Here is a 20642-nt window from a genome sequence, read left to right on the forward strand (position 1 = left end):
CCGCAAGGCGGCCCATGGCGTACGCCGCAGCAAGCCTCCAGGGGTGCGGGGGCCGCGGACGTGGCGGGCTTGTACCCGGAAGATGCGGAAATGACAAGGAGAATGGGCTGGCCGGCAGATTACCGGGGAGCCCCCTGGTATCCCGGATGGAGCGGACTAACTACCCGCCGAGCTTGGCCTCCAGCGCCGCGATGCGCGCCTTGAGGGCCTCGTTCTCCTCGCGGGCGAGGCGGGCCATGTCCTTGACCGCCTCGAACTCCTCGCGCTTGACCAGGTCCATGTCGCGCAGGAACTTCTCGGCCTGCGTCCGCATCACCGTGTCGAACTCGCGCTTGACGCCCTGGGCCGCGCCGGCGGCGTCGTTCATCATGCGGCCGATCTCGTCGAAAAACCGGTTGGTGGTCTGGGTCATGTCGGCCTCCGATAAACTTTGCGCGAACGCGCAAAAAGACAATGGCAATCCGCGAAGGCGGGTTCAAGGCCCGCGCGGCGGTATCCTTGTCATGCCCCGGTTTCCTTGCAATCGTATTCAACGTCCCTGCATAACAAGAATCACAAGGCGGAACGCAAGACATGATCGAGCAGCAGATCGCTATTCCCACCAAGGACGGCCACACCGCCACCTTCATCGTCCATCCCGAGCGCGGCGGACCGTTCCCGGTCATCCTGTTCTACATGGACGCGCCGGCGATCCGCGAAGAGCTGCGCGACATGGCGCGCCGGCTCGCGACCTCGGGCTATTACGTGATGCTGCCGAACCTTTACTATCGCTCCGGCGTCATGGAGCTCGGCGCGCTGCCGGCCGATCCAAACGCACCGGAGCGCAAGCGCATGTTCGCGCTGATGGGCTCGCTCACCATTCCCATGATCATGGACGACACAAGCGCGCTGCTCACCTATGCCGAGGGCCAGACCGCCGCGAACACCAAAATCGTCGGCACCGTCGGCTATTGCATGAGCGGCCGCTACGCCGTGAATGCCGCCACGCATTTCCCCGACAGCGTCAAGGCTGCCGCCTCGGTCTACGGCACGCAGCTCGCGACCGACCAGGCCGACAGCCCGCATCTCGCAGCCAGCAAGACCAAAGCCGAGCTCTATTTCGCCTGCGCCGAGACCGACATCTATGCGCCGACCGAGATCATCGAGAAGGTCAAGCAGGGCATGAACGGCGCGAAAGCCGAGGTCGAGATCTATCCCGGCACCCATCACGGCTTCGCCTTCCCCAAGCGCCCGGTCTATGATCGCGACGCCGCCGAGCGGCATTGGGAGCGCTTGCTGGCGCTCTATCGCCGCAATCTCCATCAATAGCAGGCGCGATGCCCCTTCTGCTCATCGACTTCCCGTCCTTCAACCCGATCGCGGTCGCGATCGGGCCGTTCGCGGTCCGCTGGTACGCGCTGGCCTATATCGGCGGCATCGTCATCGGCTGGCTCTATGCGCGCTCGCTGCTGAAGAACGAGCGCCTGTGGGGCGGCCCCGCACCGATGTCGCTGGTGCAGGTGGACGACTTCATCCTCTGGGTCACGCTCGGCATCATCCTCGGCGGCCGCACCGGCTACGTGCTGTTCTACAATCTCCCCTTCTTCATCGATCATCCCGCAGCGATTCTCCGGCTGTGGGAAGGCGGCATGTCCTTCCACGGCGGCTTCCTCGGCTGCGTCGTCGCGGTGATGTGGTTTGCCAATCGCAACGGCATCTCGATCCTGTCGCTCGGCGACATCACGACCGCGGTCGCTCCAATCGGGCTGCTGCTGGGGCGTATCGCCAATTTCATCAACGGCGAATTATGGGGCCGCGCCACCGATGCGAGCCTGCCCTGGGCCATGATCTTCCCCAACGATCCGACACACCTGCCGCGTCATCCGAGCCAGCTCTATGAAGCCGGCATGGAGGGCATCCTGCTGTTCACGGTGCTCGCGATCATGATCCGCCTCGGCGCCCTGAAGCGCCCCGGCATGATCCTCGGCGCCTTCATCCTGATGTATGGCCTGACCCGCATCGCCGGCGAGCATTTCCGCGAGCCGGACGTTCAGCTCGGCTTCCTCTGGGGGGGATTGACCATGGGCATGCTGCTGTCGATCCCGATGCTACTCGTCGGCGGTGCGCTTATTGTATGGGCTGTCAGGCGCGGTGCGCGGAAGCCCACCGAGGCCGTCAGTTAATTCGTTTCGAGAAGACAATTGTGACCGACCAACCACTGCTCAACGAGATCAAGGCGCTGATCAAATCCTCGGGCCCCATGCCGGTCTGGCGATACATGGAAACGTGCCTGATGCATCCGCGCTACGGCTACTACGTCTCGCGCGATCCGCTCGGGCGCGAGGGCGACTTCACGACCTCGCCCGAGGTCAGCCAGATGTTCGGCGAGCTGCTCGGCCTGTGGACCGCCTCGGTGTGGAAGCAGATGGGCTCGCCGCAATTCCTGCGGCTGATCGAGATCGGCCCCGGCCGCGGCACCATGATGGCGGACGCGCTGCGCGCACTGCGCGTGCTGCCGCCGCTCTATCAGGGGCTCAGCATTCACCTGGTCGAGGTCAACCCGGTGCTGCGCGAACGGCAGCAGGCGACATTGTCGGGCGTGCGCAACAACATCGCCTGGCACGACAGCATCGACGACGTGCCTGATGGTCCCAGCGTCATCCTCGCCAACGAGTATTTCGACGTGTTGCCGATCCACCAGATGGTGAAGCGCGAGGGCGGCTGGCACGAGCGCGTGATCGAGATCGATCCCAACGGCAAGCTCCAGTTTGGCGCAGCGGCCGAGCCGATGCCGCGCTTCGACGTGCTGCTGCCGCCTTTGGTGCGCGCGGCGCCTGTCGGTGCCGTGTTCGAATGGCGCCCCGATACCGAGATCATGAAGCTCGCCACCCGCGTGCGCGACCAGGACGGTGCGGCTCTGATCATCGACTACGGCCATCTGCGCAGCGATGCCGGCGACACCTTTCAGGCCATCGCACGCCACACCTTCACCGATCCCCTGAAGGCGCCGGGCCAGGCCGACGTGACCGCCCATGTCGATTTCCAGGCGCTCGCGCGCGCGGCCGAGGATGTCGGCGCCCGCGTCCACGGGCCGGTGACGCAAGGCGATTTCCTCAAGCGCGTCGGCATCGACACCCGTGCGGCTGCGCTGATGCAGAAGGCGACGCCGGAGGTGGCCACCGACATTTCCGTGGCCCTGAAGCGGCTGACCGACACCGGGCGCAGCGGCATGGGTTCGATGTTCAAGGTGCTCGGAATCTCCGAGCCACGGCTGACGGGCATTGCCGGCCTCAGCGATCTCGAACAGACCGAGGACGATTGATGACTCTCGCTTCATCGTTGCTGGCGGCGGTACCGGGCCTGCGCCATTCCTTCTTCACTCGCGAAGGCGGTGTCTCCAGCGGCATCTATTCCGCGCTGAATGGCGGGCTCGGGTCCCACGACGATCAGGCCCTTGTTGCGGAGAACCGCCGCCGCATGGCCGAACACGTCGGCGTCGCGGCCGACCGTTTCCTCAGCCTGCATCAGGTCCACTCGCCCGACGTGCTCGTCACCGACGCCCCCTGGCCGAGCGGTCCACGGCCGAAGGGCGATGCGCTGGTGACCAAGACGCCCGGCATCGCGCTCGGCGTATCCACCGCCGATTGCGGCCCGGTGCTGTTCGTCGATCCCGACGCGCGCGTGATCGGCGGCGCCCATGCCGGCTGGAAAGGCGCGCTGACGGGCGTGCTGGAATCCACTGTTGCGGCGATGGAAAAGCTCGGTGCGACACGCAGCGGCATCATTGCCGCGATCGGCCCGTTGATCCGCCAGGACAGCTACGAGGTCGGCAACGAGTTCGTCACACGCTTCATCGAAGCCAATGCAGACAACGCCGTGTTCTTCATCCCGTCGGTGCGCGAGGGCCACGCGATGTTCGATCTCGCGGGCTTCATCCGCAAGCGGCTGGAAGCCGCCGGCATTCTGATGATCGACGATCTGGGTCTCGACACTTACGCCGACGAACGCTTCTTCAGCTATCGCCGTTCGGTGCATCGCAAGGAGCCGGACTACGGCCGCCACGTCCACGCGATCGCGCTGGAGGGGTGAACACACAGGCAACATTAACGATCGTCATTCCGGGGCTCGCGAAGCGAGAGCCCGGAATCTCAAGATTCCGGGGTTCGATGCTTGCGCATCGCCCCGGAATGACCGTGTGCTGTGTCCCCCCTGCCCTAGACCTTAATCGATTTTAACGATATCGCTGCCCTCAATGAGGGAAGCGTCATCCATCTTGCGCCGTGCGGGCTCGCGCGTGCTGGCGGTCGTTTTGCTGGCGGCAGCGACTGCGCTTGGCGGCTGCGCCGGAGGCGGCGGCAATGCCGCCAATTCCTACGCGATGGCGCCGGGCGCCGGCTCCGGGGCAACGGTCGCGTTCGAATCCATCGACGGGCCGCCGCCGCAGGTGTTCGACCGCATGGTTGGCGTGCTCGACAGCGAATCCAAGCTGCGCAGCCTTTCGATCGTCTCCCGCGAGGGGACGGCTGCCTATCGCGTGCGCAGCTATCTCTCCGCCCAGGTCGTGCGCGGCAAGACCGTGATCGCCTGGGTCTGGGACGTCTACGACGCCAACCAGCAGCGGGCGCTGCGCCTCTCGGGCGAGGAACCGACCGCGGCCAAGGGCGGCCGAGATCCCTGGCAGGCTGCCGACGACCTCGTGCTGCGGAAGATCGCCCAGGCCGGATTCAGCGGACTTTCCAATATGATCAACGGAACGCCTGATGCGCCGGGCTCGGTTCCGGGTCTGCGCGGACCCGCAGTGGCAAGCGCGGCACCGGAGGCCCCAGTGGCTGAGATGCCGGCTACCGCGCTCGGCTATGCCCAGCAATAACCACCGCTAAACCACGGGCTCAGTTACCAGCCAAGCCGTTGGCCCGACTCAGGATTTTCGGAGGGAAAACGTAGCATCCCGGGTTGCCATTGCGGCCTCTCGCCTGATATTTCCTCGCCCGTCATAACCGTGCTGCCAGTGGGTATTCTCAGATGTTGAACGTCGTATCCAGCAAAGCGCGGGAGGAAGCGTCCATGTCGGCCAAGAACGGCTCCATCAAGCTCGTCGCCGGCAACTCCAATCCGGCTCTCGCCCAGGCCATCGCGCAGGGCCTCGACATGCCGCTGACCAAGGCGGTGGTGCGGCGCTTCGCCGACATGGAGATCTTCGTCGAGGTCCAGGAAAACATCCGCGGCTCGGATGCCTTCATCATCCAGTCGACCTCGTTTCCAGCGAACGACAATCTGATGGAGCTGCTGATCATCACCGACGCGCTGCGCCGCTCCTCGGCGCGCCGCATCACCGCCGTGATCCCCTATTTCGGCTACGCCCGGCAGGACCGCCGTTCCGGCTCGCGCACGCCGATCTCGGCCAAGCTCGTCGCCAACCTGATCACCCATGCCGGCGTCGACCGCGTCATGACGCTCGACCTGCATGCCGGCCAGATCCAGGGCTTCTTCGATATCCCGACCGACAACCTCTTCGCTGCGCCGTTGATGGTGCGCGACATCCGCGAACGTTTCGACCTCGGCAAGGTGATGGTGGTCTCGCCCGACGTCGGCGGCGTGGCCCGTGCCCGCGGCCTTGCCAAGCGCATCAACACCCCCCTCGCGATCGTCGACAAGCGCCGCGAGCGTCCGGGTGAATCCGAAGTCATGAACGTGATCGGCGACGTCTCCGGCTACAGCTGCATCCTGGTCGACGACATCGTCGATTCCGGCGGCACGCTGGTGAACGCAGCCGATGCGCTGATCGCCAAGGGCGCCAAGGATGTCTACGCCTACATCACCCACGGCGTGCTCTCCGGCGGCGCAGCGGCCCGCATCGCCGGCTCGAAGCTGAAGGAACTCGTCATCACCGACTCGATCCTGCCGACGGAAGCGGTGACCAAGGCGCCCAACATCCGCACGCTGCCGATCGCCAGCCTGATCTCGGACGCAATCGCGCGCACCGCGGCTGAGGAGTCGGTGTCGAGCCTGTTCGACTAGCTTGCACGCCGTCCTTCCGGGGCGGCGCGCACGCGCCGAACCGGGAATCTCGGGATTCCGGGCTCTCACTTCGCGAGCCCCGGAATGACGTTTTCAAATTGACTCGTGGGGTGTGGGCAAAGGCGAGAGGCGTCGTGCCTACTCTTTCCCTCACGACGCGCCGCAGCACGCCTCCCTGCTCCTCGGGTTGTTGCCGGCCGCACCCCATGACATCATCGTGACACCGAGTCATCTCTGCCTGGATAGCTGATGCCGCGCCGGAAATTCCCTTGGGAAAAGCTGTCGGACGACGAGTTGCTCGAGCAGCGCCTCTCCAGCCTGAGGGTGACGGTCGAAGGCACATGGCTCGAGGACTGCGTCGCCACGCTCCACGAGGAGATGGAAGAGCGCGGCATCCGGCTGCGGCCGCACACGTGGATTTCGAGCGAATGGTTCAGCCCGGGAGACGTGCCCGGCATCGCTATCCCCTTCTATCTCGCCCATCCTCGGCTGATGAAGCTCGAGAAGAAGATGATGTTCGACGTCGAGGGCGGAACCTGGCGCGAGTGCATGGCCATCCTCCGTCACGAGGCAGGCCATGCCGTGCAGCACGGCTATCAGTTGCAGCGCCGCCGCCGCTGGCAACAGCTGTTCGGCCCGTCGTCGAAACACTACCCGCGCTACTACCGGCCCAACCCGGCGAGCCGGCGTTACGTCCAGCACCTTCGGCTCTGGTACGCACAGAGCCACCCCGACGAAGACTTCGCCGAGACGTTTGCGGTGTGGCTGCGGCCGCGCTCGAACTGGCGGACGCGATATGAGGGCTGGCCGGCGCTGAAGAAGCTCGAATATGTCGACGAGCTGATGGGCGAGATCGCGGGAAAGCGCCCGCTGATCACGACGCGCGAGCGTGTCGATCCACTGAGCAGGCTGAGCCAGACGCTCGAAGACCACTACAAGAAGAAGCAGGCTTTCTACGCCTTCACGCCACCGAAGACCTACGACCGCGACCTCTCGCGGCTGTTTTCAGCCGATCCACGGCATCATCGCTCACAGCCCGCCTCCAGCCTGATCAGGCGACACCGCGCCCAGATCAGGCAACTGGTCGCGCGGTGGACGGGCGAGAACCAGCTCACGCTCGATGCCGTGCTCGACGACATGATCTCCCGCTGCCGCGAGCTCGATCTGCGCGCGGTGGGTTCCGAACAGAAGCTCGTTCTCGATTTCACCGTCCTCGTGACCGCCAAGACGATGCACGCGCTGTTTGGCCCGTCTCGGCGCAAATGGATCGCGCTATGAGACGACTCCGTATTCTCGTGCTGATGCATCCGGACTTCCTGCCGCCGGACTCGACCGACGGATACACGCCACAGGAAATCAACACCTGGAAAACGGAATACGACGTCGTCAGCACCCTGCGCGCGGCCGGCCATGAGGTCCGCCCGCTCGGCGCGCAGGAGGAGATCAGGCCGATCCGCGAGGCGATCGAGGAGTTCAAGCCGCACGTGGTGTTCACGCTGCTGGAGGAATTCCACTACAACGTCGCCTACGACCAGCACATCGCCAGCTATCTCGAGCTGATGAAGGTCCCCTATACCGGCTGCAACCCGCGCGGCCTGATCCTGGCGCGCGGCAAGGACCTGTCCAAGACGCTGGTGCATCATCGGCGCATCGCGGCACCGGCTTTTGCGGTCTTCCCGATGCGCCGCAAGGTGAAACGGCCGAAACATCTTGCGCTGCCGCTGATCGTCAAGGCGCTCAACATGGATGGCTCCTTCGGCATCTCGCAGGCGTCCATCGTCGATACCGACGAGAAGCTGGCCGAACGCGTTGCGTTCATCCACGAGCGGGTAGAGACCGCCGCCATCGCCGAGCAGTTCATCGAGGGGCGCGAGCTCTATGTCGGCGTGCTCGGCAACAACCGGCTGCGCGTCCTGCCGGTGTGGGAATTGAAGTTCGGCAGCATGGGCGGGCGCAGTTCGCGCCACATCGCGACCGAAAAAGCCAAGCACGACACCGACTATCAGGAGAAGCTCGGCATCGTCGACGGGCCGGCGAAAGACCTCGCGCCCGAAGTCACCGCACGCATCCAGCGCGCCGCGAAACGCATCTACCGGGCGCTGGGCCTCGACGGCTACGCGCGCATCGATTTCCGCCTCGCCGCCGACGGCACACCGTATTTCATCGAGGCCAACCCCAACCCGGAAATCGCCAAGAGCCAGGAGTTCGCCACCGCGGCGCAACACGACGGGCTGAAGTACAAGGATCTGCTCCATCGCATCCTGACGCTTGGGATCAGCCGGGCCAAGGCGGGCGTGTCGTTGGGCTGAGCGTAAGGTGAAGTCAGCGCGCTTCGGCCTTCGCGCTCACCACGTCTGCAAACGACTTGAAGAATTCCGCGGCAAGCTTCGTCGCGGTCGAGTTGATCAGCCGCGCACCGAGCTGGGCGAGCTTGCCGCCGATCTGCGCGTCGACCTCGTAGTACAGCACCGTCACGTCAGCGCTCTCGGAGTCCAGTCGCACGACCGCGCCGCCCTTGGCGAAGCCCGCGACACCGCCAGAGCCTTCGCCGGAGATACGATAGGAGTTGGGCGGATCGAGATCGGACAGCGTCACCTTGCCGCTGAAGGTCGCCTTCACCGGACCAACCTTGAAGACGACAGTTGCGGTCATCTCGTTCGGCGCGGTCACGTCGAGCGACTGGCAGCCGGGGATGCACTGCTTCAGCACAGCGGGATCGTTCAGCGCCGCCCACACCTGCTCGCGTGACGCCGGAATGCGCTGGCTGTCGTTCATCTGCATGGTGGGTGTCTCATTCTCGGTTGGCTGATTGATAGGCGGCGCGTTGGCCGCGCCGGCGTTCCCTGGTGATCTCGGCGAGGATCGACATCGCGATCTCCTCCGGCGTGATGGCGCCGAGATCGAGTCCGGCCGGGGCCTTGAAATCATCGATCGCAGCGGCGTTCGCGCCCTCCGCAAGCAGCTTGACGCGCAGCGAGGCCATCTTGCGGCGGCTACCGACGAAGGCGTGATAGCAGGCCTTGGTCGCGAGCGCGGCACGCAAGGCGGCTTCGTCGCCCTTGCCCTGTGTCGAGACCACGACGAAACGTCTGGCGTCGTTGAGCTCGCCGAGCTGGTAGCCATCGATGACCATATCGGCATCCGGCTGCCCGGTGAGTTCGGCGGCGGGCGCCGCGAGCGTGACGTGATAACCGAGCACGCGCGCCTGCACCGCAAGCGACAGGGCCACCGGGCTCGCACCAAGAACGACGAGCGAGGGATGCGGCAGCACCGGCTCGACGAAAATATCCATCGTGCCCTTGCTCGGACACATGTTGCTGGCGAAGCGGATGCCGTCGCGGCTTTCTCCGGCGCTCACCCCGAGCTCAGCGAGCAGGTTTTCCGGCTGCACCGACACCATGCGCGGTTCGCCGTCGGCGAGCGCCTCGCGCGCCGCCTTCAACACCGCGCCTTTGGCGCAGCCGCCGCCGATCCAGCCGGCAACGATGGTGCCGTCGGCCGCGATGATCGCCTTGGCGCCGGCTTTCGCCGCGGTCACCGACACCGTCCGCACCACCGTCGCGAGCACGAAGGCGCGCTCGGCGGCCTTCATCTGCGCCACGAGTTCCAGCACTTCGACATGAGCGGTCATCGCAACATCCCTCAGAGCCTAGCCAGATAGGGTTCGAGCGCGCGCAGGCTTTGCAGCGAATTCGCGGGCGCATAGAGATCGACATGCGGCAGCGCCGCCTTGATGCCCCGTGCCTCCGGCGTATAACCCTGCCACGCCATCATCGGATTGAGCCAGACGATGCGGCGGCAGCGCCGGTGCAGCGCAGCCATCTCGCGGCCGAGCAGCGCGGCGTCACCGGTCTCGTAGCCGTCGGACACGATCATGACGCAGCTGCGCGAATGGATGACGCGCGCGGCGTGCCAGCGGTTGAAGGTCTGCAGGCTTTCGCCGATCTTCGTACCGCCACCCGCGCCCTGCGCCATGATCGAGAGCCGGTCGAGCGCGCGGCCGGCGTCCTTCTCCTTCATCGCATCGGAGACATAAGCGAGACGCGTGTGGAACAGTAATGCCTCGGCCTCGCGGAACTGGTCGAGCACGCCGTGGATGAAGCGCAGGAACACTGATGTGTACATGCTCATCGAGCCGGAGGCATCGAGCAGCACGACCAGCCGCAGCGGCTTGTCCTTGCGCCTCCGCTTGACGAGGCTGATCGGCACGCCGCCATGGCTGATGTTGCGATGAATGGTGCGCCGGAGATCGAGCCGGTAGCCGCGCCGGCGCGCGAGATCACGGCGCGTCAGCCTCGTGCGCATGGCTTTCGCAAGCTGCGCGGCGGCCTCATGGGCCTGCGCGACCTGGGCCGGATCGCCGAGCTTCCTGAAATCCACGTCGGCAAGATTATCCGCGCGCGAGGCGCCTTCCATGCGGCCTTCGCCGGAGCGTCCTTCCGGCGCGTCGTCGGAGGACGGAAGCTGGTCGGTGACGGAATGGCTGCCGCCCTGCTCGGCCGATCTGTCCTGCAGGCTTTTCAGTGACGGATTGCCGGCGCCCGGCGTCGAGCCCGACGTGCGGGAACGCGAGCGTACGCGCTTGCCCAGCCAGAACGCATCGAACAGGCCATCGAACCTGTCCCAGTCGGATTTGCGCGCCGAGAACAGATGCTTGAACGCCGCGCGCAGGAGACCCGGCTTCGCCACGTACCCCGCCGACATCAGCGTTGCGGCATCCTGCCCCTCCGCAAGCCCGACGCGGAAGCCTGCATCGCGCAAGGTTCGCAGGAACCCCGCGAGCTTCGCGGACACAAGCTTGGAGACCTCGTCGAGATCGTCGTATTCGGGACTGGAGCCGCAGCAGCTCATGCGACCTTCCCCAGCAGGCGTTGCGTCACCTCGGGCGTGACGCGGGCGCGGTCTTCATGGGTCTTCAGCAGGCAAATCAGCGTCTCATGCACCGTCTCGGGAGCGTCGTGGAGATCGCGGACGTCCAGACCGATCAGCGCCGCCGCCCAGTCCAGTGTCTCGGCGACACCAGGCACCTTTCGCAACTCCTCCTTGCGCACGCCTTCGACCATGCGCGCGATCTGGAGCGACAGAGAAGGGCTTGCGCCTGTGACGCGCGCCAGGATGATGCGGGTCTCGCGATCGACGTCGGGATAATCGACATAGTGATAAAGACAGCGCCGGCGCAGCGCGTCGGACAGCTCGCGCGTGCCGTTCGAGGTCAGCACGACATGGGGGATGGTGACGGCGGGAATTGTGCCCAGTTCGGGGATCGACACCTGGAAGTCCGATAGCAGCTCCAGCAGGAACGCCTCGAACTCATCGTCGGCACGGTCGATCTCGTCGATCAGCAGCACTGGTGCCTGCGGCCGTCGGATCGCGGCGAGCAAGGGTCGCTCCAGCAGATATTTTTCGGAGAACACCTGGTCCTCGATACTATCGCTACCTCGGTGGGCCTGGATCGCCAGCAACTGGCGCTGGTAGTTCCACTCGTAGAGCGCGGAGGACTGATCGAGCCCCTCGTAGCATTGCAGCCGGATCAACTCGGCCGCATGCACCTTTGCCAACGCCTTCGCCACCTCGGTCTTGCCGACGCCCGCCTCGCCTTCGAGCAGCAGCGGACGCCGCAAGAGTTGCATCAGCGAAATCGCGGTCGCGAGATCCGCATCGGCGATGTAGCCCGATGCGGCCAAGGCTTGCGCAATCTCGTCTCGGCCCTTCATGCTTCCTCCGTCATTCCGGGGCGATGCAAGGCATCGAACCAGGAACCTCGAGATTCCGGGTTCGGTCCTGCGGACCGCCCCGGAATGACGAACCGATCCACTACGCAACCGCCCCCAATTCCTTCGCCGCCTTCCAGTTGCGCCAGAAGTCGTGCGGCATCTGGATATGCGTCGCGCCCAGGAACGAGAACGCATCGTTGACGGCGTTGGAGAAGGCCGGCACGCCGCCGACATTCGGGCTTTCGCCGACGCCCTTGGCGCCGATCGGGTGATGCGGCGACGGAGTGACGGTGAAGTCGGTTTCCCAATGCGGCGTCTCCACCGCGGTCGGCATGAAGAAGTCCATGAACGAGCCGGTGACGACGTTTCCGACCTCGTCGTAACGAATCTCCTGGCCCATCGCGATGGCGAAGGCCTCGGTGAGGCCGCCATGCACCTGCCCCTCGATGATCATCGGGTTGATGCGGGTGCCGCAATCATCGAGCGCGTAGAAGCGTCGGACCTTGTACACGCCGGTATCGACGTCGATGTCCATCACGCAGAGATAGGCGCCGAACGGATAGGTCATGTTGGGCGGATCGTAATAGCTCACCGCCTCCAGCCCCGGCTCCATGCCCGGAGGCACCGAATTGTAGGCCGCCCAGCAGATATCCTTCATCGACATGAACTTCTCCGGCAAGCCCTTCACCCGGAAACCGTCGATGTCGAATTCGAGATCGTCCTCGTGAACCTCGAGCTTGTAGGCCGCGATCATCTGCGCCTTGGCTTTGATCTTGCGCGCGGCCATGGCGATCGCGGCGCCCGCCACCGGCGTCGAGCGCGAACCGTAGGTGCCGAGCCCGTAGGGCGCGGTGTCGGTGTTGCCCTCTTCCACCATGATGTTGTCGGCGGGAATGCCGATCTCGGTCGCGATGATCTGGGCCCAGGTGGTCTCGTGGCCCTGGCCCTGGCTCTTGGTGCCCATGCGTGCGATGCCGGCACCGGTCGGGTGCATGCGGATCTCGCAGGAATCGAACATCGCGATGCCCAGGATGTCGCAATTCTTCGACGGGCCCGCGCCGACGATCTCGGTGAAGAAGGAGACGCCGAGCCCCATGATTTCGCGGGTTTCGCCGCGCGCGAACGCAGCACGCTTCTCCGCTTGTTCTTTCCGGAGCGCGGCGTAGCCGGTCGTCTCCATCATCTTGCGCATGGCGGTGTGGTAGTCGCCGGAATCGTACTCCCACCCCAGCGCCGAATGATACGGGAATTGCTCCGGCTTGATGAAGTTCTTCAAGCGCAGCTCAGCGGGGTCCATGTTGAGCTTCTGCGCCAGAATATCCATGGCGCGCTCGATGCAGTAGGCCGCCTCGGTGACGCGGAACGAGCAACGGTAGGCAACGCCGCCCGGCGCCTTGTTGGTGTAGACGCCGTCGACGGAAAGGTGCGCGGTCGGGAAGTCGTACGACCCCGTGACGATATTGAAGAAGCCGGCCGGCCATTTCGACGGGTCCGCGCAGGCGTCGAACGCGCCGTGATCGGCGAGGACGTGGACACGGAGACCGGTGACCTTTCCGTCCCTGGTCGCAGCGATCTCGGTGGTCATGTGGTAGTCGCGGGCGAACGAGGTCGCGGTCAGGTTCTCGATGCGATCCTCGACCCATTTCACCGGTTTTCCGGTGACGATGGAGGCCACGGCCGCGCAGATATAGCCGGGATAGGCACCGACCTTGTTGCCAAAGCCGCCGCCGATGTCGGGCGCGATGACGTGGATCTTCTGCTCCGGCAGCTTTGCGATCAGCGACACCACGGTCCGGATCACGTGCGGGGCCTGGAAGGTGCCGTAGATGGTCAGCTCACCCTTGATCTTGTCGAAGGAACAGACGCACTGGCAGGTCTCCAGCGGCGAGGGATGGGTGCGGTGATAGGAAATCATCTCCTTGATCGTCACCTCCGCCTTCTTGAAGGCCGCATCGGTGAGGTCCTTGTCGCCGACGGTCCACTCGAAGATGTGGTTGTCGTGCTTGCGCGGGCCGTGCGCGCCCGACATCTTGCCGACGAGATCCTCGCGCAGCACCGGCGCATCCTTGTCCATCGACTTGAAGGGATCGACCAGCGGAGCGAGGGGCTCGTACTCGACGATCACCTTGTTGATGCCGTCATCGGCCGCGTAGCGATCAGTGGCGACGACGAAGGCCACCTCCTGGTTCTGAAACAGCACCTTGCCGTCGGCCAAGACCATCTGCACGTCGCCGGCAAGCGTCGGCATCCAGGCGAGGTTGACGGTCTTCAGCGTCTCGGCGGTGATGACCGCGAGCACGCCGGGCACCTTCAGCGCCTCGCTGTCGTCGATCTTCTTGACGCGCGCATGCGGATGCGGCGAGCGGACGAAGTCGCCGTGCAGCATGCCCGGCAGCTTGACGTCGTCGACGTAATTGCCCTTGCCTTGCGTGAAGCGGATGTCCTCGACGCGCTTGCGCTTGCAGCCCATGCCTTCGAGTGCGGCTTCGCGTTGTTCCCGCGTGGGAGTCATGTCGTTCATTCTGCGGCCTCCCGGAATTCCACGCCGTTGATCTTCGCGGCGGCGTATTGAATGGCTTTGACGATGTTCTGGTAGCCGGTGCACCGGCAGATGTTGCCGGAGATACCCATCCGGATTTCCTGCTCGCTCGGCGAAGGGTTTTCCTTCAACAGCCGATGCGCGCGCATGATCATGCCAGGCGTGCAGAAGCCACATTGCAGGCCGTGCATCATGCGGAAGCCCTCCTGCAGCGCGGACAGCGTGCCGTCGGCATTGGCCATGCCCTCGACCGTCGTGATGTCGCTGCCTTGCGCCTGCACCGCGAACATCGTGCAGGACTTCACGGACATGCCGTCGATATCGACGGTGCAGGCGCCGCAATGCGTGGTTTCGCAGCCGATATGGGTGCCGGTCATCTGCAGATTTTCGCGGATGAAATGCACCAGCAGCGTGCGCGGCTCGACGAGGCCTTCAACCTCGGCGCCGTTCACCTTCATGGTGACGTGTGTTTTGGCCATCGGTCCCTCTCCCTTACTTCGCCTTGGCAGCGGCGCGCTGGAGCGCCCGCGTCACCATGATGCCGCCAACGTGTTTTCGATATTCGACGGGGCCGCGCGCATCCGCGGCCGGCGCCATGATCGCTTCGGCTGCCGCGGCGGCCTTCTTGAGTGTCGCCGCATCGAGACTGGTCCCGATCACCGCTTTCGCTGCATCATTGGCGAGCAGCGGTGTCTCGTGGACATTGGTGAGACCGATCGAGCAGGTCGCGACCTTGCCGCCGGACATCGTCAGGACGACAGCGGCAGCGGCGGTTGCGTAGTCGCCGACCTTGCGCTTGAGCTTTTCGTAGGCGTAGCCGTGGCCGGCCGCCGGCACGGGGACCGACACCGAGGTCAGGATCTCGCCGGGCTCGAGCGCGGTGAAATATGCGCCCTGATAGAAGTCGGCCGCCGCGACGTCGCGCGCCCCGCCGGGACCTTCGAGCCGATAGGTGGCCCCCAGCGTCATCATCAGCGCCGGCATGTCGTTGCCGGGATCGCCGTTGGCGACATTGCCGCCGATCGTGCCGCGGTAGCGCACCTGGGGGTCGGCGATCAGCAGCGCCGCCTCGTGCAGGATCGGCATGGACTTGGCGATTTCGTCGGAGGCCAGCAGCTCATGCTGGGTGATCATCGCGCCGATGACGAGATTGTTGCCGCTTCGGCTGATGCCCTTCAGGGCGGCGATGCCGTGCAAATCGACCAGATGGGCTGGAGTGGCGAGCCGAAGCTTCATCATCGGCACCAGACTGTGCCCGCCGGCCAGTGGCCGCGCATCCTCACCAAGGTCGGATAACAGTTTGACGGCATCGGCGACACTCGCCGGCCGGTGATAACTGAATGAGCCCGGGATCATCATCTCCTCCTCGTCGTCCTTTGCGCGTGACGGCGCGGACGTTGGAAGGGACGGTCACTCCCGCAGGAGCGGCCCGCAATCATTCGGGCACAAAGGCGAGCTTTTTGCACGAATTGCCGGTTGGAACGCACGAATTGCGTCAGCTTAGGCGACTTATGGAGCAGCTCTTCGCCTCTCCCCGCCTGCGGGGCGAGGGAGCCAGAGAGCCTGCTTCGTGGCTCTACGCCTGCCGCCGGTTTGCCAACCCCAACCGCGCCTTCACTTCGGCGATCTTGGCCCGGCTCACCGGGACCCGGTGCGGCGACGGGCCGTCCAGTTCGAGCACGGCGCCGTCGCCCTCTTTCCGGACCAGCGCGACATGAGGAATGGCGACGATATGGCTGCGGTGGACCCTGAGGAACAACGAGGGATCGAGCTGCGCCTCGGCTTCCGAGATCGACCAGGGGCACATCCGCTCGCGGGTACCATCATGGACGCGGGTGTAGTGCGCGTCGGCCCGGACGCTGCGGACATTGGCGGTATCGATGAAGTGCGTGCCGTCGGCGCTCTCAACCGGCAGCCGGGGAACCGGCGCCCTCGGCGGCTGCCCGAGGCCGCCAAGGGGCGTCACCGGGCGCGGAGGTGCGGCAACCGGTTCGACCGCGAGCGGCGCAACCGGCGGAGCAACGGAATCGGCGGCCGTGGCGGGTGAAGCCTGCCGGCGTTGATCGGGAACGAGCGACAACAGAAAGCCGGCCGCGATGACGAAGCACAGCACCGCAACGACGATCGACAGGATTTGTTGCGACGCGGCGAGACCGCCGCCGTGGTGATGCGCCGCGCCGGTGAGCGGCTCGAAATGCATGCCCAGCATCGCCGTATAATGCATGCCGGACACCGCGACGCCGAACACGATCGAGCTGACGATCAGGCGCACACCCTCCTGCTGCGCCAGAAAGGCGCGCAGTCCGCCATAGGCGGTGACGATGGCGACCAGGATCGACAGCAGCACCATCGAGGGGTCATGCACGATGCCGAAGGAGCCGGCCAATCCATGGATGCCGACATAATGCATGCTGGCGATGCCGACGCCGAGCAAGACGGCCGACGACGCCACGCGCCTCAACGTGGGCTCACCGATCGAGACAAAGAAAAGGGAAATTCCGACCACCAGCGCGCAGATCAGGAATGAGATGATGGTGGGAAGAACGAGATAGACCGTATCCGGCGGCAGCGGCGCGGCCAGCATGCCGACGAAATGCATGGTCCAGATGCCGACGGCCAGAAACGCAGCCGCCCCCGCGAGCAGAACGCGGTTACTGACGCCGGGCGTGTTGCGGATGCGAGCAGCAAGCGCAAAGCCGGTATAGCCACCCAGACTCGCGACCGCCACGGAGAGCGCGACGAGATAGGGATCGTGTCCTTCGAACATGATCTTGTCGGCCGTCCGTCTCCACGGCACGGCCTCCTCCCGCCGCCGACTTTATAGGGACGGCGGCGGGATTGACAATCAGCGGCGTGTGAAGAGCGCGCTACACGATTCCCGCCGCGACCTGGCCGCGCAGCCGCTCGAGGCCGTGCAACGTCTCTGCACAGGCTGCTGCGACCTCGATGCCCTTGATCGTGAAGTGCCTGCGGAAGAAATCGTAGTGCACTTCGGTCTCGTGGAATTGCTGCGGCGTCAGCACGGCGGAGAACACCGGCACCTCGGTGCGGAGCTGCACGTCCATCAACGCCTTGATCACGGTGTCGGCGACGAATTCGTGGCGATAGATGCCACCGTCAACGACAAGGCCCGCTGCGACGATCGCGGTATAGCGCCGCGTCTTGGCGAGGACCTGCGCGTGCAGCGGGATCTCGAACGAGCCCGGCACCTCGAACACGTCGACATGGGTGAGGTGGCGCGCCTCGGCTTCCTTGATGAAGGCGATGCGGGCTTCCTCGACCACGTCGCGGTGCCAGCAGGCCTGCACGAAGGCCACCCGCTGCGGCTTGGCAAAGCGTGGATGCTCTTTCACCGGGTCGTGGGGAACCGGCGGTTGAGTCTGTGACGTCTTGGTTTGGGGATCTTGCAACATCTGATTCATGGCTTTCCTTCAAAGGACCAGAATCAGGGCACACGGAACGACAAACAGCCGCATCTTGCGATGCGTCTGCCACCGACCGTTCTCTTTCATCCGGACTTTAACCGTCGGCTTCGGAGTTGCACCGAATCTGCTGACCCTTCCCCCAGCAAAGACCATGGGGGAAGGCGCTCGCGGGCTTAGGCCTTTCGGCCCTTACCGCCGGTGGGGACTTTCACCCCGCCCTGAGAACATCGGCCGCTCGGGATTGAGCGACCTGCCTGGAAATATGCCGCCGGTCCGGGGCAGCAAGCAAGCCTGTTCCGTAGCCAAAAACCGCATGGTCCCATGCCGCTGGGGCGGTGCGGCCCTCGCGCGGCGGAATTAGCGATTGGCGGTTTCCCGGAATCCGATTCCGGTTTGTTCTCATCCAATTCGGTTCTGACTCCCCGCGTTAACTATTGTGGCCGAGAGATGAACTGTGGACGAACGAGTCCTGGCTTGTGGACGGACTCGGGACCCAGTTGCGCAGATTCCGCAAATCACATCAGTTGATCCGCGACAGGCCGCGCCGATCCCCGGGAGATCGCGAAAGCGACTCCCGGGATCGACGACGTTTAGGGAGCGCGCGCCGGACCCAACCGCGTGCGTATCAAAGACAACAAGAAGGCAAGAGGTCGAGACGGCATGTCCCTGCTCGAAGGCAATATCGATTCCCGAAGTCACCCGCTCGCGGTGGTCGAGGATATCGCCGCCAGCAACAACTGGCCGTTCGAACGCTCCGGCGAGGACGAGCTGACCATTGTCTCGAAGGGACAGTGGACCGACTACCAGATCTCCTTCACCTGGATGGGAGAAATCGAAGCGCTGCACCTTGCTTGCGCTTTCGACATGAAGATTCCGCTCGCGCGCCGGGGCGAGGTGCAGAAGCTCGTCGCCGCGGTCAACGAGCAATTGTGGATTGGCCATTTCGACCTCTGGACCAACACCGGCATGATCATGCACCGTCAGGCGCTGGTGCTGCCGGGTGGCCTCACCGCCTCGACCGCGCAATGCGAAGCGATGCTCGCCGGCGCCATCCACGCCTGCGAGCGTTACTTTCCGGCGTTCCAGTTCGTGGTGTGGGCAGGCAAGACCACCGCACAAGCGATGGATGCGGCGATGTTCGATACGGCTGGCGAGGCGTAAGGCGCCCAACAATACGATGAGGGACGGACGAGTCTTTCCTTATCGTCGTCCTGGCGAAAGCCAGGATCCATACCGCGTGATTTCTCCGTGTTGCGCGACGCTTGTTGCTCTGCCCTCCATCCACTAGAACCCCTTGGGGCAATGGGTCCTGGCTTCGCCAGGACGACGGATTTGGCAACAGCGATGGCAAACAACACTCTCCAGAACATCACCGGCACCATCCTGCTCGCCGGTGCCGGCAAGATGGGCGGCGCGATGCTGACCGGGTGGCTGGCGGGCGGGCTCGATCCGCGCCGCGTCGCGGTGGTCGATCCTTTTATCTCGCCTGAGATCACCGCGCTGGCCGCCAAGGGCGTCGCGCTCAATCCCGACGCGAAGGCGGCAGGCTTTGTCGAGACGATGGTCGTCGCAGTGAAGCCGCAGATGTTCCGCGAAGCCGGCACCAAGCTGAAATCATTCGTGTCGGAAGAAACCTCCGTGGTCTCGATCATGGCGGGAACCACGATCGCCTCCCTGGAGGACGTCTGCGGCGGCGCCGTGGTCCGCGCGATGCCAAACACGCCGGCGGCGATCGGCCGCGGCATCACGGTGGCGGTCGCGGCGACGAATGTCAGCGCAGCGCAGCGCGCGGTGGCCGACGCACTGCTGCGGGCCACCGGCTCGGTCGAATGGGTCGAGGATGAAGGCCTGATGGATGCGGTGACGGCCGTGTCCGGCTCGGGGCCGGCCTATGTGTTCCTGCTCGCCGAAGAGCTCGCACGCGCCGGCGTGGAAGCCGGATTGCCCGAGGCGCTGGCGACAAAGCTCGCGCGCGAGACGGTCGCTGGCTCCGGCGAATTGCTGCATCGGTCGGAGCTTCCGTCCGCCACGCTGCGCCAGAATGTCACCTCGCCCGGCGGCACGACGGCTGCGGCGCTCGGTGTGCTGATGGGCGAACCGGGCTTGCGCGAGCTGATGATCCGCGCGATCGCGGCCGCGACGAAGCGATCGAAGGAATTGGCGAAGTAGCGGCTACGCCCCAAGCCGCTTGTTGAACATCTCGACATTGACAAGCCCGCGCGCGTGGCGGCCTTCGCCGAGCTTGCGCGTGCCCTCGAAGGCCTCGACCTCGAAGCGGATGATGCGGCGCTCGACCGCGATCACTTTTGCGGTGGTCCGCACCGTCGCGCCGACGAGAGCGGCGGCAAGATGGCGGATGTCGACCTCGGTCCCGACGGTGACCCAGCCCGGCTGGAGCGCGGCGCGGATCGCATCGCCCGACGTCATCTCCATTTCCAGGATCATCATCGGGGTCGCATAGACCATCGGCATGCCCGGCACGAAATGCCCGACCGTGCGCTCGACCGGGACGACCAGCGTGCGCTCGGCGCTCATGCCGATCTTGATGAAATCGCGTGCGTCCATGGTGCCTCAAACTCCGCTGTCGTCCCGGACAAGCGAGCCTAGCGAGCGTTGATCCGGGACGACGGTTGTGTTTGCTGCAACAGCGGTTTCTTACTTCTTCGCAGCCGCCGCGCGCTCCACGAACGTCTTGCCGCCCTTCATCTTGTGGCGGAGCGGGGCTTCGTTGATCTGGATGACGACGGCATCGGCGTCGACGCCGAGATTCTTCACCAGCGCCTGCGTGATGTCGCGCATCATGCCGGCCTTCTGCTCGTCGGTGCGGCCTTCGGCCATGCTGACGGTGATCTCAGGCATTGTCTTCTCCCTGCTGCCCTGCTGCTGTCGTCATGGCCGGGCTTGTCCCGGCCATCCACGTTCTCTTCCATCAAACAGGACTGACATGCCCGGGACAAGCCCGGGCAT

22 protein-coding genes and 1 riboswitch are annotated in these 20642 nt (G+C 65.0%); of the genes, 10 read left to right on the forward strand and 12 right to left on the reverse strand.

Going from position 1 to position 20642, the window contains the following annotated elements:
• Nucleotides 1–160: 160 nt before the first annotated feature.
• On the reverse strand, nt 161–412 hold the full coding sequence (locus tag XH90_RS29625) for an accessory factor UbiK family protein (RefSeq protein WP_027534243.1): 252 nt from the start codon (nt 410–412) through the stop codon (nt 161–163).
• 161 nt (nt 413–573) lie between these two features.
• Between XH90_RS29625 and XH90_RS29630 the strand changes: the two genes are divergently transcribed.
• The 8 genes from XH90_RS29630 to XH90_RS29665 all read left to right on the forward strand — a co-directional run bounded on the left by XH90_RS29630 (nt 574) and on the right by XH90_RS29665 (nt 8306).
• On the forward strand, nt 574–1308 hold the full coding sequence (locus tag XH90_RS29630) for a dienelactone hydrolase family protein (RefSeq protein WP_194477797.1): 735 nt from the start codon (nt 574–576) through the stop codon (nt 1306–1308).
• A gap of 8 nt (nt 1309–1316) precedes the next feature.
• Complete coding sequence (gene lgt, locus XH90_RS29635; protein ID WP_194477798.1) at nt 1317–2162, forward strand: prolipoprotein diacylglyceryl transferase; 846 nt, start codon at nt 1317–1319, stop codon at nt 2160–2162.
• 20 nt (nt 2163–2182) lie between these two features.
• Nucleotides 2183–3301 (forward strand): class I SAM-dependent methyltransferase, encoded by a 1119-nt coding sequence (locus tag XH90_RS29640; RefSeq protein WP_194477799.1) that lies wholly within the window; start codon nt 2183–2185, stop codon nt 3299–3301.
• Nucleotides 3301–4068, forward strand: coding sequence for a peptidoglycan editing factor PgeF (gene pgeF / locus XH90_RS29645; RefSeq protein ID WP_194477800.1), 768 nt, complete (start codon nt 3301–3303; stop codon nt 4066–4068). The genes XH90_RS29640 and pgeF overlap by 1 nt, the downstream gene beginning before the upstream one ends.
• A 163-nt stretch (nt 4069–4231) precedes the next feature.
• Nucleotides 4232–4849 carry a hypothetical protein gene (locus XH90_RS29650; protein WP_194477801.1) on the forward strand — a complete coding sequence of 206 codons (618 nt, stop codon included), beginning with the start codon at nt 4232–4234 and terminating at the stop codon, nt 4847–4849.
• A 194-nt stretch (nt 4850–5043) separates the two neighbouring features.
• On the forward strand, nt 5044–5997 hold the full coding sequence (locus XH90_RS29655) for a ribose-phosphate pyrophosphokinase (protein WP_165424827.1): 954 nt from the start codon (nt 5044–5046) through the stop codon (nt 5995–5997).
• A 249-nt stretch (nt 5998–6246) separates the two neighbouring features.
• Nucleotides 6247–7275 carry a putative zinc-binding metallopeptidase gene (locus XH90_RS29660; RefSeq protein WP_194477802.1) on the forward strand — a complete coding sequence of 343 codons (1029 nt, stop codon included), beginning with the start codon at nt 6247–6249 and terminating at the stop codon, nt 7273–7275.
• Complete coding sequence (locus XH90_RS29665; protein WP_194477803.1) at nt 7272–8306, forward strand: ATP-grasp domain-containing protein; 1035 nt, start codon at nt 7272–7274, stop codon at nt 8304–8306. The genes XH90_RS29660 and XH90_RS29665 overlap by 4 nt, the downstream gene beginning before the upstream one ends.
• 13 nt (nt 8307–8319) lie before the next feature.
• Here the strand turns inward: XH90_RS29665 and XH90_RS29670 are convergent, their stop codons facing one another.
• From XH90_RS29670 to XH90_RS29710, 9 genes are all read right to left on the reverse strand, one after another.
• Nucleotides 8320–8778, reverse strand: a complete 459-nt coding sequence (locus tag XH90_RS29670; protein WP_194477804.1) for a carbon monoxide dehydrogenase subunit G — start codon at nt 8776–8778, stop codon at nt 8320–8322.
• 10 nt (nt 8779–8788) lie between these two features.
• Nucleotides 8789–9628 (reverse strand): XdhC family protein, encoded by an 840-nt coding sequence (locus XH90_RS29675; RefSeq protein WP_194477805.1) that lies wholly within the window; start codon nt 9626–9628, stop codon nt 8789–8791.
• Between the two features lie 11 nt (nt 9629–9639).
• Nucleotides 9640–10848, reverse strand: a complete 1209-nt coding sequence (locus XH90_RS29680) for a VWA domain-containing protein (RefSeq protein WP_194477806.1) — start codon at nt 10846–10848, stop codon at nt 9640–9642.
• Nucleotides 10845–11711 (reverse strand): MoxR family ATPase, encoded by an 867-nt coding sequence (locus tag XH90_RS29685; RefSeq protein ID WP_194477807.1) that lies wholly within the window; start codon nt 11709–11711, stop codon nt 10845–10847. The genes XH90_RS29680 and XH90_RS29685 overlap by 4 nt, the downstream gene beginning before the upstream one ends.
• A gap of 100 nt (nt 11712–11811) precedes the next feature.
• Nucleotides 11812–14232: an aerobic carbon-monoxide dehydrogenase large subunit gene (locus tag XH90_RS29690; RefSeq protein ID WP_194477808.1), complete on the reverse strand. Its 2421-nt coding sequence runs from the start codon at nt 14230–14232 to the stop codon at nt 11812–11814.
• On the reverse strand, nt 14229–14729 hold the full coding sequence (locus XH90_RS29695) for a (2Fe-2S)-binding protein (protein WP_194477809.1): 501 nt from the start codon (nt 14727–14729) through the stop codon (nt 14229–14231). Before XH90_RS29695 ends, XH90_RS29690 begins: the two co-directional genes overlap by 4 nt.
• A gap of 13 nt (nt 14730–14742) precedes the next feature.
• The gene (locus XH90_RS29700) at nt 14743–15606 is read right to left on the reverse strand and encodes a xanthine dehydrogenase family protein subunit M (protein ID WP_194477810.1); all 864 of its coding nucleotides are present in this window, start codon (nt 15604–15606) and stop codon (nt 14743–14745) included.
• 220 nt (nt 15607–15826) lie between these two features.
• Nucleotides 15827–17017 carry an MHYT domain-containing protein gene (locus tag XH90_RS29705; protein WP_194482855.1) on the reverse strand — a complete coding sequence of 397 codons (1191 nt, stop codon included), beginning with the start codon at nt 17015–17017 and terminating at the stop codon, nt 15827–15829.
• A 100-nt stretch (nt 17018–17117) separates the two neighbouring features.
• On the reverse strand, nt 17118–17672 hold the full coding sequence (locus XH90_RS29710) for a 6,7-dimethyl-8-ribityllumazine synthase (RefSeq protein ID WP_194477811.1): 555 nt from the start codon (nt 17670–17672) through the stop codon (nt 17118–17120).
• A gap of 74 nt (nt 17673–17746) precedes the next feature.
• Nucleotides 17747–17905: riboswitch (FMN riboswitch) on the reverse strand.
• A gap of 430 nt (nt 17906–18335) precedes the next feature.
• Between XH90_RS29710 and XH90_RS29715 the strand changes: the two genes are divergently transcribed.
• Together XH90_RS29715 and proC are read left to right on the forward strand one after the other, a co-directional pair.
• Nucleotides 18336–18836, forward strand: coding sequence for a YbjN domain-containing protein (locus tag XH90_RS29715; protein ID WP_194477812.1), 501 nt, complete (start codon nt 18336–18338; stop codon nt 18834–18836).
• Nucleotides 18837–19019: 183 nt separating this feature from the next.
• Nucleotides 19020–19844, forward strand: coding sequence for a pyrroline-5-carboxylate reductase (gene proC, locus XH90_RS29720; protein ID WP_194477813.1), 825 nt, complete (start codon nt 19020–19022; stop codon nt 19842–19844).
• Nucleotides 19845–19847: 3 nt separating this feature from the next.
• Here proC and XH90_RS29725 read toward each other — a convergent pair whose 3' ends face one another.
• Together XH90_RS29725 and XH90_RS29730 are read right to left on the reverse strand one after the other, a co-directional pair.
• Nucleotides 19848–20240, reverse strand: coding sequence for a thioesterase family protein (locus XH90_RS29725; RefSeq protein ID WP_194477814.1), 393 nt, complete (start codon nt 20238–20240; stop codon nt 19848–19850).
• Nucleotides 20241–20330: 90 nt separating this feature from the next.
• Nucleotides 20331–20534, reverse strand: a complete 204-nt coding sequence (locus XH90_RS29730) for a tautomerase family protein (RefSeq protein WP_008144861.1) — start codon at nt 20532–20534, stop codon at nt 20331–20333.
• Nucleotides 20535–20642 lie beyond the last annotated feature (108 nt).

Source organism: Bradyrhizobium sp. CCBAU 53338 (genome assembly GCF_015291665.1).
Lineage (GTDB): Bacteria > Pseudomonadota > Alphaproteobacteria > Rhizobiales > Xanthobacteraceae > Bradyrhizobium.

Coding starts and splice junctions, on each gene's coding strand:
- XH90_RS29625 (WP_027534243.1), bottom strand. CDS start 412: ATGACCCAGACCACCAACCGGTTTTTCGACGAGATCGGCCGCATGATG.
- XH90_RS29630 (WP_194477797.1), top strand. CDS start 574: ATGATCGAGCAGCAGATCGCTATTCCCACCAAGGACGGCCACACCGCC.
- lgt (WP_194477798.1), top strand. CDS start 1,317: ATGCCCCTTCTGCTCATCGACTTCCCGTCCTTCAACCCGATCGCGGTC.
- pgeF (WP_194477800.1), top strand. CDS start 3,301: ATGACTCTCGCTTCATCGTTGCTGGCGGCGGTACCGGGCCTGCGCCAT.
- XH90_RS29650 (WP_194477801.1), top strand. CDS start 4,232: ATGAGGGAAGCGTCATCCATCTTGCGCCGTGCGGGCTCGCGCGTGCTG.
- XH90_RS29655 (WP_165424827.1), top strand. CDS start 5,044: ATGTCGGCCAAGAACGGCTCCATCAAGCTCGTCGCCGGCAACTCCAAT.
- XH90_RS29660 (WP_194477802.1), top strand. CDS start 6,247: ATGCCGCGCCGGAAATTCCCTTGGGAAAAGCTGTCGGACGACGAGTTG.
- XH90_RS29665 (WP_194477803.1), top strand. CDS start 7,272: ATGAGACGACTCCGTATTCTCGTGCTGATGCATCCGGACTTCCTGCCG.
- XH90_RS29670 (WP_194477804.1), bottom strand. CDS start 8,778: ATGCAGATGAACGACAGCCAGCGCATTCCGGCGTCACGCGAGCAGGTG.
- XH90_RS29675 (WP_194477805.1), bottom strand. CDS start 9,628: ATGACCGCTCATGTCGAAGTGCTGGAACTCGTGGCGCAGATGAAGGCC.
- XH90_RS29680 (WP_194477806.1), bottom strand. CDS start 10,848: ATGAGCTGCTGCGGCTCCAGTCCCGAATACGACGATCTCGACGAGGTC.
- XH90_RS29685 (WP_194477807.1), bottom strand. CDS start 11,711: ATGAAGGGCCGAGACGAGATTGCGCAAGCCTTGGCCGCATCGGGCTAC.
- XH90_RS29690 (WP_194477808.1), bottom strand. CDS start 14,232: ATGAACGACATGACTCCCACGCGGGAACAACGCGAAGCCGCACTCGAA.
- XH90_RS29695 (WP_194477809.1), bottom strand. CDS start 14,729: ATGGCCAAAACACACGTCACCATGAAGGTGAACGGCGCCGAGGTTGAA.
- XH90_RS29700 (WP_194477810.1), bottom strand. CDS start 15,606: ATGATCCCGGGCTCATTCAGTTATCACCGGCCGGCGAGTGTCGCCGAT.
- XH90_RS29705 (WP_194482855.1), bottom strand. CDS start 17,017: ATGTTCGAAGGACACGATCCCTATCTCGTCGCGCTCTCCGTGGCGGTC.
- XH90_RS29710 (WP_194477811.1), bottom strand. CDS start 17,672: ATGAATCAGATGTTGCAAGATCCCCAAACCAAGACGTCACAGACTCAA.
- XH90_RS29715 (WP_194477812.1), top strand. CDS start 18,336: ATGTCCCTGCTCGAAGGCAATATCGATTCCCGAAGTCACCCGCTCGCG.
- proC (WP_194477813.1), top strand. CDS start 19,020: ATGGCAAACAACACTCTCCAGAACATCACCGGCACCATCCTGCTCGCC.
- XH90_RS29725 (WP_194477814.1), bottom strand. CDS start 20,240: ATGGACGCACGCGATTTCATCAAGATCGGCATGAGCGCCGAGCGCACG.
- XH90_RS29730 (WP_008144861.1), bottom strand. CDS start 20,534: ATGCCTGAGATCACCGTCAGCATGGCCGAAGGCCGCACCGACGAGCAG.